Source organism: Streptomyces hokutonensis (genome assembly GCF_000376565.1).
Taxonomy (GTDB): domain Bacteria; phylum Actinomycetota; class Actinomycetes; order Streptomycetales; family Streptomycetaceae; genus Streptomyces; species Streptomyces hokutonensis.
Genome location: NZ_BARG01000100.1, coordinates 48,692 through 62,518 on the forward strand (window position 1 = coordinate 48,692; position 13,827 = coordinate 62,518).

A 13,827-nucleotide genomic window follows, 5' to 3' on the forward strand; every position below is an offset into this window, starting at 1 on the left:
CTGTCACGTGATGGTGAGCAAACCCATAGCCGACCACACTCAATCCACAGCATGTGACCCAGGCCATAACAACAGGCTGGAACTCAATGGGAATCCCGACCGACTCTTTCCAGAGAGAGGGCCTATGGCGCTGGCCGGGGCAACAGCACCTTCCGTCCGCCTGCTGGTGGACGCCATACTCCAGACACGGGAACTCCTCGCCCGAGCCGTCGAACTGCGCGGGCGGCCTACACCCGCGGAGAGTTCCTTGCCTCCGCCGTACGGAATAGGTCGGAACTCGCGCGGACTGATGGCGCGCTTCACGCGAGGGACGCTTGCCGCCTGGATGAGCTGCTGTTCTGCCGACGGGTCTCCACCGGCAGAGCAACCCGCGTCACTCGGCCCGGGACCCGGCGGAGCGACTGCGCACCACGGCGAACGCTCCCGCCGCCAGCCCCAGCACACCCACGATCAGTCCGGCGATGCCGAGCCCGCGGGCCGTGGAGTCGTTGTCGGACGCGGTTGACTTGGAAGTTGCGGCACTGTTGTCGGAACTCTTGGAGGCCGTCGCCGAGGCAGCAGAGGTACTGCTCCCCTCGGCGTCCGCGCCCTTCGCGGTGAGCTTGAGGACCGGCGCCGGGTTCTCCGGCTCCTCGCCGCCCGTGGACTCCTCGATCCAGCGGACGACGTTGCCGTCGGAGTAGGTCTGCAACGCCTTGAAAGCCAACTGGTCGGTGTCGTCGGGCAGTTGGCCGAAGGCGACGTTGAAGTCCTCGTAGTGACCCGGGTCGACCTTGCCACCCGTCCAGGTGATCTCGGAAACGGCGTCGGTGATGGTGCCGTCGTCGGTCTTGATCGGGGTCTTCAACTTGGTGCTCGTGACCTTCGCGGTCCAGCCGTCCTGCGGGGAGACGAGGACACCGAGGACGGGGTGGTCGGTGGGCAGATAGACCTGGACCTTGGTGGTGCTGGCCTTGTCCTCCTCGTTGGGGACGCGGAAGGTGATGACTCCGTCCGTGGCGCCCTTGGCGTAGCTCTCGGGGTGGACGGTGACGTGCGCGGAGGCGGCCCCGGCGGCGGCCAGGACTCCGGCGGTGGCGAGGGCGGCGACGGTGCCTGCGCGGCGCAGGGTGGTGGTTCGATTCGCGGACATGACTGAGTGGATCTCCGTACTGGTGAAGGGATGTCGGGTTCAGTTCACGTACGACATCCCCGTCGGCGGTCCGCGCCGGTGAACGGCGTACCGCAGCCGCACCTGCCGGGTCACACCGGCGGGCCGTGCCGTCGGGCGCGGCACGTTCGCCCCGCCCCGCGTCCCTCGCGCTGCCTGCCACCAAGCGGCAAGCCCCGGCAGGAACTTGACCGCCCAGCGCAGCAGTGACCACAGCGCGGCCTCACCGCGCCGCAGCCACCAGGTGAGCACGAGGGCCGCTCCGACGTGGGCGGCGGTGGCGTGCGGTGTCATCGCGTGCGCGTGGTTCATGGACATGCCGGGCATGGCCATCGCAGTGCGAGGGCGAGCGGCGTCGAAGGCGAGGTGCAGACCGCCCTGGGCCGCCAGCGTCGCGCCGCCGATGCCGACCAACGAGCGCTCCCGACCGCCCAGCAGACAGCCGATCGCGGAGATCGGCAGGACTGCGGCGACCTGTACCCACACCGGTGGCGCCTCGCCCATGGCCAGCGCGTGTCCCCCGGCGGCCAGCAGCACGCACAGCACGGCGAACACCGCCGCGCGCAAGCTCCGTACCGCTGGGGACGCGCTCACGTTCGCCGGTGCGGCCGTGCGGTTCGAGGATCTCTCCCCTTGCCCGCGCATGCGCATCACCGTCCACGTACTACCTGGTCAGCCCTTCGTCTTCCTTACGAGTCGGATGCGGGTCCCGTTCAGTTCCCGGCTCGGCCGATGAATTCGATGCGGGCGGACGCGCGGGCGGGCGGAGCCCCCGACGGCCCCGCATTCGAGGCGTCAGTCCGCGTTGGCGGTCCTCGCGTTCCAGCGGTGTTCGACGTTGGCCAGGCGCCAGTAGGCGATGGCGCAGGCCCATACGGCGACGAAGAGGCCGACGATGATGTAGCCGACGTTGTCGAGGTCGATGCCGGAGATCCAGTCGGTGATGCCGTCGTGAAGGCCGAGGTTGTCGTGCAGGACGCTGACGAGTTCGATCGTGCCGATGATGAAGGCGACCGCGATGGACAAGCCGGTGATGGTGAGGTTGTAGTAGACCTTGCGGACCGGGTTGGAGAACGCCCAGTGGTAGGCGAAGTTCATGAAGCAGCCGTCGAGGGTGTCGAACAGGCTCATGCCCGCCGCGAACAGCAGGGGCAGGCACAGGATCGCGTACCAGGGCAGTCCGGCCGCTGCGCCGGAGCCGGCCATGACCATCAGGGCGACCTCGGTGGCGGTGTCGAAGCCCAGGCCGAACAGGACGCCGACGGGGTACATCTGACCCGGCCGCGTGATGGACCTCGTCAGCCGGCCCAGGATCCGGTTCATGAAGCCGCGGTTGGCGAGGTGCTTCTCCAGCTCGTGCTCGTCGAACTGGCCTGCGCGCATGGCCTTGAAGACCCGGTAGATCCCGGTGAGGGCGACCAGGTTGAGGGCCGCGATCAGGTAGAGAAAGGTGCCGGAGACGGTGGTGCCGATCAGGCCGAGCGTCACACGGGAGTCGGAGTCCTCGTTGAGCAGCGTGCCGGTCACCTTGGCGCCGGCCGCGATGAGCGAGGCCATCGCGACCACGATCGTCGAGTGGCCCAGCGCGAACCAGAAGCCGACCGACACCGGTCGCTTGCCGTCGGCCATGAGCTTGCGGGTGGTGTTGTCGATGGCCGCGATGTGGTCGGCGTCGAAGGCGTGCCGCATGCCGAGGGTGTAGGCGGTGATGCCGAGTCCCACGCCGAAGACCTGATGGCCGACGGTGTAGTGGTTCGGGGCGACCATCGCGATCAGGATCATGAAGGCCACGACATGCAGGGCCGCGATGACGGCGAGCAGAGCGCCGGTGCGGAGCCAGTCCCGGCGTTCCCAGCGCAGCGGCTGCGCGGCCGGTGTCCCGGTTGCGGTGGTCGGCGGGGACGGGTTTTCGGGCAAGGTCATGTTCGGGGCAGCCTCTCCAGCACCTCGTGGACGGGGTCGTCGTGCGGTGCCGTGGCCGGTCTCCTGGCTGACGGGTCGAACGTCTGCGCCGCCCGGCCTTCCCGGGCGCGACATGCGCCCAGTGGCCGCCCGGTCCCGGGTGGGAGCGGGGATGGTGCGGAGACTTCCCGATCACAGTGGCGAGGGCCGCTCCGGACTCCCGTGCCCGAACCTGATCGGACACAGTGCACCGGTCTTCCCGAACACCACGGCCGGATCAGGCTAGGTGTGACACATGGTCATCCACAAGTCTGCGCAATTGCGCAGGTGTTGCACTTCACACAGGGGCAGGGGCGAGGATGGGGGCATGCATCTGGTTCCGGAGAGTCGCGCGCATCGCCGTGCGATCGATGAGCACACGGTCTGCGAGGCCATCGAGGGCATCGGCGATGCCGCCCGCGTCAACGAGTGGGCCGCCCGTTTCTCCCTGCTGGGCGAGCCGAACAGGCTGTCCGTGCTGCTGGCCGTGCACCGGGCCGGGCCGATCGCCGTATCGGATCTGGCGCTGGCCACGGGAATCAGCGACACGTCCGTCTCCCAGATCCTGCGCCTGCTGCGGGCCTCGGGCACCGTCACCGCTGACAAGGACGGGCGTGTCGTCCGTTACCGGTTGACCGATCCCGGTATGGCGGCGCTGCTGGACTCCTCGCTTCCGCCGGAGCCTGCGGCCTGAGTCGTCTTCAACTGACCCGCGCCGACCACCCGTTCATCGAGCCGCCGTGCAGGTCGTACGGACGGTCGGCCGCGGTCCGCTTCGTGGTGCGCTCGCGACCCGACGCCCAAGTGACCGTACTCACACCGCGCCTTGGGAACTCACTCCTGTGCCGCCCCGACTCCTGTTGCGTCCATCCAGCAGGTCAGCGACCGCGCTCTTGACCTCTCCCCTGCTGATGCGACCCCGTCGTGAATCGGATGACGGATGCCTCACGGCGTCCCGGAGTTGGGGGTTTCGTGATCGCCGCGAGCGGACTGCGCTGGATCCTGAGCCTGATGTTCGCCGTGCCGGTCCTGTACGGGGTGTGGCGGATGGTTCTGCCCGCCACGGGACTGGCCGAGCGGGCGGATCACTTGTGGCACGCGGCGATGGGGGTGCTGATGATCGCCATGGCCTGGCCCTGGGGCATGGACCTGGCGGCGCTTCCGCAGGTGGTGTTGTTCTCGGTGGGCGGGTTGTGGTTCCTGGCGGCGGCCCCCTTCCGGACCGGTGGCCGTACAAGGCGCCGAGCGGTTCTCGCCGCCCTTCCGCACGGATTGATGATGGGCGCCATGGCCTGGATGGTGGCGGCGATGGAGTCCTCAGGCGGTATGTCCGGGCACACGGAGGCGGCCGGTGCGCATGACATGGCGGGAATGGACATGTCGGGCAGTTCCGGTCTGGCCGCCATGAGCCTGACCGGGACAGTGCCACAAGTGACGGCGGCGCTGTTCGCGGTGGTCCTTGGGGGTCTTGGTCTGTCCTGGCTGACCCATGCTCTCGACCGGACCAGGGAAAGAGGCACCGTCTCAGAACGTGAACAGCCGGACGGCGGGGCCGCGTTGGAGGCGGTAAGCCAGGGCGGGGCCCTGTCCCCGGCGTGCCATGCCGCGATGGCGTTGGGGATGGCCGTCATGTTCGCCCTGCTCGTGTGACGTCACACGGCGCCGGCATGTGGAGAGGGAGAGCGGTATGGACCTCTCGTCTCCGTCCCGCGCTTCCGTAGTTTTCGTCGGCTCCGGGCGGGGAGGAGTCGAAGGCGCGCCCACAGCCGTAGGGACGGCGGGCGGAGCACGTGGCGTCCAAGAGGGGTGGGACAATGTCCGAGGTACTCGGGACGTCCAGGACCGTTGCGGACGGGGCTTGGCCCTGGGAGCACCCCGCCACCGAAGCCCGGAGACTACGCACTGCACGTCGGCTTCTGAACGAGGCGTGGTCCTTGTCGGTGCTGACCACGGGGCTGCTCGCCAGTGGGTATGCCTGGCTGGGGTTCTTCGCCGGAGGCACAGCGGGGGCGCTGTTCGGTGGCTTCGTGGGACTTTCGACGAGCGCCTTGCTGCATCTGCTCGTCAGCCGGGCGGTGTCGGGTCCGCGTGGTCGTCGCCCTGCCGGGCCGGCGCTGCTCGGCCGCTCCACGACGGTACGGACGCCTGGAGGCGGCAGCAGCTCCGTCACCTGATCTGCCGCCTCCGGGGAGGTCGACCGGGGCTCGTCCCGGTCGTGCCGGTCAGCTTCCGGAGGTGGTCGCGGTCGTCGGCGAAGTGGGCGTACGGCGGCTCCGGTTGGCGCCGACGGCGAGGTCGACGACCAGGAAGATGGCCAGCGGGATGCCGAAAAGCGGGATCACCCAGCCGACCGCGGCCACCACGACGATGCCGATCGCCACGGTCCGGGAGGGCAGGCCGCGCCAGGCGCCCCGGGCGGGCGGGGTGCCGAGGAGGGCGCGGCGGTCGGCGCGGGTGGGGCGGCGCTGCCACCACATGCGGTAGCCCCAGAGGATGACGGAGATCAGGCCGATGGTCAGGAGGGCCAGTGCGATCTGGTTGGAGATGCCGAACAGGGTGCCCATGTGGGCGTTGATGCCCCAGCGGGTCAGTTTGGACAGCACCGGCCAGTCGGCGAAGTTCACCCGGTCGACGACGGTGTCGGTCGAGGCGTCGACGGCGACGCTGTCCCGGCCGACCGGCCACAGGTTGCGGGTCTGCGTCACGGTCCATGCGGTGGTGCCGTCCGCCGGTACGGCTATCTCCACCGTGCCGCTCAGACCGTCGCCCCGGGCCGCTTTGAGCACACCGTCGATCTCGCTCGGGTCGACGCTCTTCGCGGCGGCGGAACCCTTCGCCTCGGTCAGGGTGGTGGACACCCCGGGCGTGCCGGAGCGCAGCGCGTCCAGGGCCTCGCCGAAGTTCGCGCCGGCGTAGCGGGACCAGGTCAGACCAGTGGCGGAGAGACCCAGCAGACCGATGGCGAGCCACACGCCGGTCACGGCGTGCCAGTTGCGTGTGCGCCGTACGCCCTTCTTCGTGCCCCGTTCCGGCAGGAGCAGACGCCGCGCGCTCCGGTTGCCGCGCTGACGGCGCCACCACAGGATCAGGCCACCGAGGACGAGGACCCACAGCCAGCTCGCGGCGATCTCGGAGTAGTACCGGCCGACCGTTCCAAGGTGCAGGTTGCGGTGGAAGGCGTCCAACCATGTCTTGACGGGCGTGTCGGCATACCAGGTGGTCAACTGCCCGCGCACCTTGCCCGTGTACGGGTCGACGTAGACGGTGTGCGCCTTCTCCCCGAGTTGGGGCAGGGCGAAGTCCACCTGGGTGGTGTCGTCGCCGCTGCCGGGGCGTACGGCGGTCAGGGTCCCCGTCGGGTGTTCCGCCCGTGCGGCGGCCACCTGCTCCGACAGGGGCAGGACACTGCCACCGGCGTGGGAGACGTGCAGCTCCTTGCCGTAGACGAACGAGTCCAGCTGGGGCGTGAACGTGTAGAGCAGGCCGGTCACGGCCGCGACGAGCAGGAACGGCGCCACCAGGACGCCGGCGTAGAAGTGCAGCCGCAACAGCAGCGCGCCGAAGCCGCCCTGCCGACGGCCCGGGGCAGCGGTCTCGGTGACGGTCGTGATCGGCGCTGCCGCTGGTTGCTCTTTGATCGCTCCGCCTGGTTCGGACAGGCCGGGGGTATCGGAGTTGACGGACATCAATCCCACCTCGTGCGGTGTCGGCGGTGCGCGAGGCACCGGGATCCGTGCAGGAATCGACGCCCGCTCGATGTGAGTCCCCGCGGCATCGCTCCACGGCCCGCATTCGGCCGCTGCGTTGAAACAGTCGGATGGGCGGGCCTTTGAGTTCCCGCCCGCTCCGTGAATTCGGCGGCGTGGACGCCCATTTCCTCTGACAGCGGGCCGCGCGAGGGGATGCGTCGAACCGGGCCGGAGACCCCCTCTCCGGCCCGGCGCCCCAAGGGCGGGCCTCACCTCACCCGGTGCCGCTCTCCTCCAGGACTCTCCGGCGGCGCAGGCCGCGGACGGTGAGGAATCCTCCGCCCGCCACCACGGCGGCGCCACCCGCCAGGACGGTCACCCCCGTGGTGCGGCCGAGGCCGAGGAAGGTGTCGGACGTCCCCGTGTCGGGGGCCGGCAGGCTCAAGTGCGCGCAGAGGGAAGGGGTGTCGGCGGGCTTGGTGCCGTCGACGGCCTCGAACTGGAAGGAGTTGGTCTGGGCGTCGCCGTCGCCCGCCGTGATCGAGTACGTGAGCGTGATGATCCCCGCGGGCAGCGGGGAGACGGCGGCGCAGGCCGTGGTGGTGTCGGTGACGACCGGTTGTCCCACCGGTATGGCGTGGCCGTCGGGTCCGACCATGCTGATGTTCGGCGCGATGCCGACCGTCAGGTTGTTGAAGGTCAGCCGGACCACGCTGGTTCCGGCACCGACCTTGGCGCCGGGGGCTGGTGCCGCGTCCTTCAGCGCGGTGTGGGCGTACGCGGGTGTGCCGCACAGGAGTAGCAGTACACCCGCCCAGCCGAGCGGCGCGGCCGTCGCTTTCAGAAGTCGAAGTCGGCGCATGCGATCCGGTTGTCCTGTGCCTCGTTGGGGTGGATCACGATTGCGACCGCGCCCTTGCCGGTCTTGCGGGAGTTGTTGACCGTCGTCATGCCCGTACCCGACTTGTCGGCGGTGAACATGAGGTGGATCTCGTTCGGGGGCATGGCCGGGCCGCCCTTCTCGAACTGGAAGTGCTCCCCTCCGTTGTCGGCGGAGCAGTGCTGGGCGTGCAGGTGCGCCATGTAGACGTGGCCGGGCTTGAGGCCGGTCAGGGAGACGGTGACCGTGGTGCCCTTGGAGCCCTGGGCCAGCCAGGCCGTGCCCTTGACGTTGTCCATGCCCGGCGGGCGGGTGTCGAGCATCTTGAAGGTGCCCTTCACCACGCTCGCGCCGGAGATCTTGTAGGCGGGCGTGGCCGAGGGGTCCCCCATCGCCATGCCGGACATCCCGTCCATGCCGTGGGCGGAGGACGAGGCGGACGACGCGGTCTTGGCGGAGGTGTGGTCGGCCGTATGGCCTCCGCAGCCGGTGGCGAGGGCCGTCGCGGCAGCTACCAGGGCAGCGCAAGCGGTAAGTCGGTTCCTGCGGTGGGTGGTTCGGGGCGTCAGCGCGTCGCCCGACGTGGATGCGCGGACAAGTCTGTTGTGGTGCATGGGATTCCCGATCGATCAGCGGAGCGGAGAGCATGCGCCGTCGCTGCGCACAGGCAGGCGGGCGTGCTCCGGGCCGGGTGGAGGAGCCGGCATACGCAAGCGCGTACGCCGATCCAGGGAATGAACCGGCCCTGACCAACGCCGGGAAACCACAAGGGAGTTCAGGGCATCAGGCGAACAGCAACGGGCCGGGTGACAGGCGCGGGAGCGCCGAACCGGTCCTGGGTGGCCCTCTGCGGATGACGGCGTGTTTCAGTACGGCGGAGACCGTCGGCTGAACTTCCGCCGCGCCCACCGCGGTTCGACCCGTGAGGTTGCGGACTTCGCGCACCGTGCGCGCCAGCATGCGACGGACACGCCGAAGCGGCGCGAACAGCGCCACGGCCAGGGCTCGGCCGAGCCGGTAGGCCGCCGTCTCACCGCGCCAGAGCCAGAGTCCGCATACGACAGCGGCCAGCAGATGGGCCAGGAACATCCCGGTGGAGCCGTGCCGCGCCATGACGGACTCCAGCGGCAGCATGCCCGCCGTGCCCTTTGTCCCGGCGCCCTGCATCACCATGCCCGAACCCGAGTGGCCCATGTCCATCACCATGCCGGAAGGGGAGAACCCCATCCCGTGGTCCATGCCAGGAGCCGCTTCCGTCGCCGGCACGCCGACGAGCGAGTGGGCCGCGTCGAACAGCAGGTGCAGCAGCCCCTGAGCAACGGCCGTCGCCCCGACCACAGTTGCGGCACCGCGTTCGCGGCCGGTCAGCCACCAGGCGCCCGTCGCCGTCCCGGTGAACGCCAGGACCAGCGTCCACCACGGCGGGAGATCACCGGACATCACGGCGTGCCCCAGTGCCGTGGTCACCACGCAGACAGCCGCGAAGACGGCCGCCCGCAGCGGACGCAGAGTGCCGACGCTCTCCGCGGTCCACGCCGTGCGGGTCCCCCGGCGTGTTCCGCCGCCGCGGCACCTCCGGGGCATCGCACAACTCCTCGAACCGATGGGCTTCTTGGTTCCTTACGGGCGGGAGCAACCCTGCGTTCACACCTGGGAGTTCACACCTCGGAGTTCGTCTCTTTCACAACGGCACGAGCGGTACTAGCGTCGGCGGAGTACACCCCGCTTTTCCCTCATCCTTGGGGTTGTCATGATCCGCACCCGTGAACTCATCGAAAGTGTCACCAGCGAGAGCATCCTCGGCGGCGAGGTGCTGGCCGAGGCCATCGACGTACTCGCCGCCTGCGAGACAGCCGTCACCGCATGCGCGACGGGCATGCTCGCCGAGAAGGACGCCGACGGGCTGCGCACGGCCATCGACCAGGACCTGGACTGCGCCGACGTCACCGCCACGACCCGCCGGATCCTGACCCGCCACAGCAGCCACGACCCGGCGCTGCTCACCGCCCAGGTCGAAGTCTGTCTCATCGCCTGTCAGCGCAGCCACGACCTGTGCGGCGGACACGCCGAGCACCACGAGCACTGCCGTATCTGCGCCGAGGCCACCGGCCACGCCGCCGACGCCTGCAGGGACGTACTCACAGCCGTACGTACCTGAAGCCCGTGAGGTCAGTCCCGCGAGGGTGGTGACGGCGGGCGCCCGGACACCGCCCGCTCCACCAGCAGGTACAGCAGCCCGCTGACCACGAGGCCGAACAGGCAGCCGATGACGGCACCGACGATGCCCGCAATCACCTCGCCCAACCAGCCGTAGCCTCCGGCCAGCACCGCAACGGTGGTGGCGGGCAGCAGCCACGCCGAGCCGTCGCTCGCTGTCCTGCCCCTGCTTGGTTGCTGGTCCCAGGGCCACACCGCGTGCGGCCCGTTCCGCCGAGTGCGTGCCATCGGTCAGGCGATGGCTATGCCGTCCAGCTTGCCGGCCTTCGCCTCCTCCACCAGAGACGCGAACTGCTCGACGCTCATCTGGACGCGCTGGCCGAAGTCGTCGGTGAGCAGGACGCGGCGCTCCGCGGACGCGCTCGGGTCGACGAAGAGTTGCGGACAGCCGCAGTTGCAGTTCCCGCAGAAGGTCGCCAGCGGTTCCAGGCCGTTGATGTCGCTCATCGTGCACTGCCTTTCGGGGGGATTCGGGCGGCCGAAGGCGTGTCGATTACCTGGGGCCCGGTACAGCCCTGGGCATACCCCCGGGCGCACGACGCGACGCGCCCGCGCGCAGAGGGCCGGAGGCTCGGTCCTGTGCCGCCATGCGCCTGTTCACTCCCGATGCTTCCGTTTCATCGCGCGTCTCGGGAATCAACTCCGCTTCCTCTACGACTACATGAGGGGGTGTCATTTGATTCGCTGACGAGGGGTGGTGCGGACGCAGGGAGGCCGGTTGCGCAGTCACCGAGCAGCAGGCCGCCTGAGGCCGCGTCACCACCACCGTCACACGGCTGTTCACACCATCGTCAGGAGCATCACGGCGGTGATGCCCGCCATGGCGATGCGGGCCACCGGAACAGCCTCTGCGCGCGACGATGCGTCCGAGACCACCTGCCGCCACAGGATGACGGCCATGGACAGGATGAAGTAGAGCGCCAGGGCGGCGCAGGCGATCGCCCATCCGGAGACCGTCCTGGCCATCGTCATGCCCGGGTGCGCGTGGACCGGATTCGCGGACCGCATGGCCAACACCATGCACACCATGGCTCCGCAGGCCACCGCGTGCTGGAACCAGTGCGCTCCCCCGTGCCGGTGGTCCGGGCGCACGGCCTGACGCGCTCCGGCCGCCGCGCACGCAACTCCCGCGAGCACGAACACGACCGGCCACCAGCCCACCGCGATGAACACGCCCACGGTCGCGGGGCACACCATCGCGGCCATGCACGCGCTCATCAGTACGTCGGCCGCCACGCCGGACCGTGAGAAGGCGCGGTGACCCGCGAGGCGAGGCAGCTCGGAGGCGCCCATCGCGAGCGCCATGCCCGCGGCCACCCATGCGATCAGTCCGAGGTCCACGGCAGTCCTCCTTCACCGGCCGGGAAAGCAGGACGTGTTGAGGCTGCCCGAAGCCACCGCCAAGGAACCCCGGTCGGCCGTCGCGGTGGAGGCTAGGGTGGGGGCGTGAGCGACACTCTGACCATCGGTGTGCTGCTGTTCGACGATGTCGAGGAACTCGACGTGGTCGGCCCGTGGGAGGTGCTCGGATTCTGGGCGTCCCACATCGCGTCACATCCCGTGCGCATGCTGGCCGTTGGACCGGAGGCCGGAGTGGTGCGCGGTTCAAAGGGGCTGGGGCTCGTCGCCGACCACACCGCGACCGACGTGCCGGCGTTCGACATCCTCGTCCACCCCGGCGGCACCGGCACGCGCGCCCTGGTCAAGGACCCGGCGCACCTGGAGTGGCTGCGGCACCTTCATACGCAGGGCACCGTGCTGGCGAGCGTGTGCACCGGCTCGCTGGTGCTCGCCGCCGCCGGTCTGCTGGCGGACCGCCCGGCGACCACGCACCGGGACTACCTCGACAGGCTCGCGAAGATCGACCCGTCGGTCGACGTACGGACGCGGGAGCGGTATGTGGACGACGGCGACATCGTCACCAGCGCCGGGGTGTCCGCCGGCATCGACATGGCTCTGCATCTGGTCGCACGCTACGGCGGGGCCGAGGCGAGTGAGCTGACCCGGGCCGGGATCCAGTATGAGGCCCCGGAGCCCGTGGCGGATTCCGGGGCCTGACCGAGGGGGTCAGCGGGCGGCGGTCTCGGCGTCAGCGGGGTCGGCCACCTCCAACTCGTCGCGGGCGAGCGGCTGGGCGTCGTAGGTGATGCGGATGACGCCGTCGGCGTGCCGCTCCGCGCTCGCCCGTACGCCGAAGACCTCCCTGAGGATCCCCGGGGTCAGCACGTCCAGTACCGGCCCGGCGGCCACCACGGCCCCCTCGTGCAGGACGACGAGGTGGTCGCAGAGGCGGGCGGCTAGGTCGAGGTCGTGCAGGACCGCCAGCGTGGTGATCCCGGTGGCGCGGATCAGGTCCAGCAGCTCGAACCGGGCGCGGATGTCGAGGTGGTTGGTGAGTTCGTCCAGGACGAGGAGTTGGGCGCTCTGTGCCAACGCCCTTGCCAGCAGGACGCGTTGGCGTTCCCCGCCGGACAGAGAGGCGTAGTCACGGTCTTCGTACGGTCGTACGCCGCAGTGGTCGATGGCCTCCTGTACGGCCCGGTGGTCCTCGGCTCCGTCGCGTCCCAGCAGGCCGTGGTGCGGGGCGCGGCCCAGGGCGACGATCTCCGCGACGGTCAGGCCGGTGGTGTTGCCGGTGGCGTCCTGGAGGACCGCGGCCGTACGGCGGGCCGCGGCACGGGCGGACAGCGTCCACACGTCGTCCTCGCCGACCCTGACCACTCCGTCCGCAGGGCGGAGCGAACGGTAGACGGCGCGCAACAGGGTTGATTTGCCGCTGCCGTTGGGGCCGACCAGGCCGACGATGTCGCCCTTGCGGGCCTCAAGGCTCACGCCGTGCAGGATCGGCCTGCGGTCCAGGGTGATGCGGAGCTGGTCGACGGTGAGTCTCATGGCTTCAGTCCAGACCCTTGTTGTGGCGCAGCAGCCACAGGAAGAAGGGGGCGCCGAGGAGGGCGGTGAGGATGCCGAGCGGCAGTTCGTTGGGGCGGTTGAGGGTGCGGGAGAGCAGGTCGACGAGGACCAGGTAGACCGAGCCCAACAGGGCTGTCAGGGGCAGGAGTCGGCGGTGGTCGGCGCCGGTGGTGAGGCGGACGAGGTGAGGGATCATCAGGCCGACGAAGCCGATGCTGCCGGCGACGGCAATGACGGTTCCGGTCAGCAGCGCGCTGAGCACCAGGAGTACGGCGCGCAGCCGGTTGACGTCGACGCCGAGCGCGGTGGCGGACTCGTCGCCTGCCAACAGGACGTTGAGCCGCCGCCCGAAGAGCGTCAGGAGCGCGGTGGTGACCAGCACGACCACCGTGACCGTGGGGAGTTGGTCCCACTGGGCGCCGGCCACGCTGCCCAGCATCCAGAACATGACCGTGCGCAACTCGGTGGGCGTCGCCTGGAGTTGGACGAAACTGGTCGCCGAGAGGAAGACATAGCCGACGGCGACCCCCGCCAACACCAGCCGGGTCGGCGCGAGTCGGCCTTGTCGCTGTCCGAGGGCGAAGACCAGCGCGCCCGCCACCACCGCGCCGATGAAGGCCGCCGCCGACACCCCGAGCCCGGCCAGCGCGGCACCGCCGCCCAGGGTGATGACGAGGACCGCGCCGAGCGTGGCGCCGTAGGAGAAGCCCAGCACGATGGGGTCGGCCAGCGGGTTGGACACCACGGTCTGCAGCACCGCGCCCGACACGGCCAGGGCCGCGCCGACCAGGGCGGCCAACACCACCCGGGGCGTGCGGAAGTTCCAGACGATCTGGTCGAGCGCCGGATCACTCGGTGGCTTCCCCGCGCCGGTGACGTGGTGCAGGACGATCGCCCACACGTCACCGAGCGGGATGGTGACCGCGCCGATGCTGATCGCCACGATCATCGTGGCGGTCAGGGCGACGGGCAGCAGGGTGAACGCGAGGGTGATCTTCAGCCGGCCGGGTCGGCTCAGAAGGCGTCCGGGTGGAGGG

General features: G+C 70.0%; 17 protein-coding genes and 1 riboswitch. Of the genes, 5 read left to right on the forward strand and 12 right to left on the reverse strand.

Annotated elements, in window-relative coordinates; all coding sequences use genetic code 11:
• Positions 1–373: 373 nt before the first annotated feature.
• The 3 genes from SSP08S_RS49025 to nicT all read right to left on the reverse strand — a co-directional run bounded on the left by SSP08S_RS49025 (position 374) and on the right by nicT (position 3,073).
• Complete coding sequence (locus SSP08S_RS49025; RefSeq protein WP_019075003.1) at positions 374–1,132, reverse strand: YcnI family protein; 759 nt, start codon at positions 1,130–1,132, stop codon at positions 374–376.
• Between the two features lie 39 nt (positions 1,133–1,171).
• Positions 1,172–1,795 carry a hypothetical protein gene (locus SSP08S_RS49030; protein ID WP_245608115.1) on the reverse strand — a complete coding sequence of 208 codons (624 nt, stop codon included), beginning with the start codon at positions 1,793–1,795 and terminating at the stop codon, positions 1,172–1,174.
• A 150-nt stretch (positions 1,796–1,945) separates the two neighbouring features.
• Positions 1,946–3,073 (reverse strand): Nickel transporter NicT, encoded by a 1,128-nt coding sequence (gene nicT / locus SSP08S_RS49035; RefSeq protein WP_019075005.1) that lies wholly within the window; start codon positions 3,071–3,073, stop codon positions 1,946–1,948.
• Positions 3,074–3,109: 36 nt separating this feature from the next.
• A riboswitch (cobalamin riboswitch) is annotated at positions 3,110–3,338 on the reverse strand.
• A gap of 81 nt (positions 3,339–3,419) precedes the next feature.
• Between nicT and SSP08S_RS49040 the strand changes: the two genes are divergently transcribed.
• The 3 genes from SSP08S_RS49040 (at position 3,420) to SSP08S_RS62260 (ending at position 5,265) form a co-directional block, all read left to right on the forward strand.
• Positions 3,420–3,785: an ArsR/SmtB family transcription factor gene (locus tag SSP08S_RS49040; RefSeq protein ID WP_019075006.1), complete on the forward strand. Its 366-nt coding sequence runs from the start codon at positions 3,420–3,422 to the stop codon at positions 3,783–3,785.
• Between the two features lie 239 nt (positions 3,786–4,024).
• Positions 4,025–4,741: a DUF5134 domain-containing protein gene (locus SSP08S_RS49045; RefSeq protein ID WP_245608116.1), complete on the forward strand. Its 717-nt coding sequence runs from the start codon at positions 4,025–4,027 to the stop codon at positions 4,739–4,741.
• 284 nt (positions 4,742–5,025) lie between these two features.
• On the forward strand, positions 5,026–5,265 hold the full coding sequence (locus SSP08S_RS62260; RefSeq protein WP_158697331.1) for a hypothetical protein: 240 nt from the start codon (positions 5,026–5,028) through the stop codon (positions 5,263–5,265).
• A 48-nt stretch (positions 5,266–5,313) separates the two neighbouring features.
• Here SSP08S_RS62260 and SSP08S_RS49050 read toward each other — a convergent pair whose 3' ends face one another.
• The 4 genes from SSP08S_RS49050 to SSP08S_RS49065 form a co-directional block, all read right to left on the reverse strand.
• Positions 5,314–6,777, reverse strand: coding sequence for a PepSY-associated TM helix domain-containing protein (locus tag SSP08S_RS49050; protein WP_019075008.1), 1,464 nt, complete (start codon positions 6,775–6,777; stop codon positions 5,314–5,316).
• A 277-nt stretch (positions 6,778–7,054) separates the two neighbouring features.
• Positions 7,055–7,642 (reverse strand): copper resistance CopC family protein, encoded by a 588-nt coding sequence (locus SSP08S_RS49055; protein ID WP_019075009.1) that lies wholly within the window; start codon positions 7,640–7,642, stop codon positions 7,055–7,057.
• On the reverse strand, positions 7,621–8,274 hold the full coding sequence (locus tag SSP08S_RS49060; protein ID WP_043260365.1) for a superoxide dismutase family protein: 654 nt from the start codon (positions 8,272–8,274) through the stop codon (positions 7,621–7,623). The genes SSP08S_RS49055 and SSP08S_RS49060 overlap by 22 nt, the downstream gene beginning before the upstream one ends.
• Positions 8,275–8,443: 169 nt before the next feature.
• Positions 8,444–9,244 (reverse strand): hypothetical protein, encoded by an 801-nt coding sequence (locus SSP08S_RS49065; protein WP_019075011.1) that lies wholly within the window; start codon positions 9,242–9,244, stop codon positions 8,444–8,446.
• Between the two features lie 166 nt (positions 9,245–9,410).
• On the opposite strand from SSP08S_RS49065, the gene SSP08S_RS49070 reads away from it, so the two are divergent.
• A complete protein-coding gene (locus SSP08S_RS49070; RefSeq protein WP_019075012.1) occupies positions 9,411–9,818 on the forward strand; it encodes a four-helix bundle copper-binding protein in 408 nt (135 codons plus the stop codon).
• Between the two features lie 11 nt (positions 9,819–9,829).
• On the opposite strand, the gene SSP08S_RS49075 is transcribed toward SSP08S_RS49070, so the two are convergent.
• From SSP08S_RS49075 to SSP08S_RS49085, 3 genes are all read right to left on the reverse strand, one after another.
• Positions 9,830–10,105, reverse strand: coding sequence for a hypothetical protein (locus SSP08S_RS49075; RefSeq protein WP_158697332.1), 276 nt, complete (start codon positions 10,103–10,105; stop codon positions 9,830–9,832).
• Positions 10,106–10,108: 3 nt separating this feature from the next.
• The gene (locus SSP08S_RS49080) at positions 10,109–10,324 is read right to left on the reverse strand and encodes a hypothetical protein (protein ID WP_019075014.1); all 216 of its coding nucleotides are present in this window, start codon (positions 10,322–10,324) and stop codon (positions 10,109–10,111) included.
• Positions 10,325–10,657: 333 nt separating this feature from the next.
• On the reverse strand, positions 10,658–11,218 hold the full coding sequence (locus SSP08S_RS49085; protein WP_019075015.1) for a DUF5134 domain-containing protein: 561 nt from the start codon (positions 11,216–11,218) through the stop codon (positions 10,658–10,660).
• A 105-nt stretch (positions 11,219–11,323) separates the two neighbouring features.
• On the opposite strand from SSP08S_RS49085, the gene SSP08S_RS49090 reads away from it, so the two are divergent.
• Positions 11,324–11,935 carry a DJ-1/PfpI family protein gene (locus SSP08S_RS49090; RefSeq protein ID WP_019075016.1) on the forward strand — a complete coding sequence of 204 codons (612 nt, stop codon included), beginning with the start codon at positions 11,324–11,326 and terminating at the stop codon, positions 11,933–11,935.
• Positions 11,936–11,944: 9 nt separating this feature from the next.
• Here SSP08S_RS49090 and SSP08S_RS49095 read toward each other — a convergent pair whose 3' ends face one another.
• A complete protein-coding gene (locus SSP08S_RS49095; protein ID WP_019075017.1) occupies positions 11,945–12,769 on the reverse strand; it encodes an ABC transporter ATP-binding protein in 825 nt (274 codons plus the stop codon).
• 4 nt (positions 12,770–12,773) lie between these two features.
• Positions 12,774–13,739 carry a FecCD family ABC transporter permease gene (locus tag SSP08S_RS49100; RefSeq protein ID WP_026179484.1) on the reverse strand — a complete coding sequence of 322 codons (966 nt, stop codon included), beginning with the start codon at positions 13,737–13,739 and terminating at the stop codon, positions 12,774–12,776.
• Positions 13,740–13,827: the final 88 nt, after the last annotated feature.

What these genes read in the sequence shown, in the direction of transcription:
- SSP08S_RS49045 (WP_245608116.1), top strand. Translation starts at nt 4,025, where the DNA reads ATGACGGATGCCTCACGGCGTCCCGGAGTTGGGGGTTTCGTGATCGCC.
- SSP08S_RS49060 (WP_043260365.1), bottom strand. Translation starts at nt 8,274, where the DNA reads ATGCACCACAACAGACTTGTCCGCGCATCCACGTCGGGCGACGCGCTG.
- nicT (WP_019075005.1), bottom strand. Translation starts at nt 3,073, where the DNA reads ATGACCTTGCCCGAAAACCCGTCCCCGCCGACCACCGCAACCGGGACA.
- SSP08S_RS49070 (WP_019075012.1), top strand. Translation starts at nt 9,411, where the DNA reads ATGATCCGCACCCGTGAACTCATCGAAAGTGTCACCAGCGAGAGCATC.
- SSP08S_RS49050 (WP_019075008.1), bottom strand. Translation starts at nt 6,777, where the DNA reads ATGTCCGTCAACTCCGATACCCCCGGCCTGTCCGAACCAGGCGGAGCG.
- SSP08S_RS49055 (WP_019075009.1), bottom strand. Translation starts at nt 7,642, where the DNA reads ATGCGCCGACTTCGACTTCTGAAAGCGACGGCCGCGCCGCTCGGCTGG.
- SSP08S_RS49065 (WP_019075011.1), bottom strand. Translation starts at nt 9,244, where the DNA reads ATGCCCCGGAGGTGCCGCGGCGGCGGAACACGCCGGGGGACCCGCACG.
- SSP08S_RS49040 (WP_019075006.1), top strand. Translation starts at nt 3,420, where the DNA reads ATGCATCTGGTTCCGGAGAGTCGCGCGCATCGCCGTGCGATCGATGAG.
- SSP08S_RS49030 (WP_245608115.1), bottom strand. Translation starts at nt 1,795, where the DNA reads ATGCGCGGGCAAGGGGAGAGATCCTCGAACCGCACGGCCGCACCGGCG.
- SSP08S_RS49075 (WP_158697332.1), bottom strand. Translation starts at nt 10,105, where the DNA reads ATGGCACGCACTCGGCGGAACGGGCCGCACGCGGTGTGGCCCTGGGAC.
- SSP08S_RS49025 (WP_019075003.1), bottom strand. Translation starts at nt 1,132, where the DNA reads ATGTCCGCGAATCGAACCACCACCCTGCGCCGCGCAGGCACCGTCGCC.
- SSP08S_RS49080 (WP_019075014.1), bottom strand. Translation starts at nt 10,324, where the DNA reads ATGAGCGACATCAACGGCCTGGAACCGCTGGCGACCTTCTGCGGGAAC.
- SSP08S_RS49095 (WP_019075017.1), bottom strand. Translation starts at nt 12,769, where the DNA reads ATGAGACTCACCGTCGACCAGCTCCGCATCACCCTGGACCGCAGGCCG.
- SSP08S_RS49100 (WP_026179484.1), bottom strand. Translation starts at nt 13,739, where the DNA reads ATGATCGTGGCGATCAGCATCGGCGCGGTCACCATCCCGCTCGGTGAC.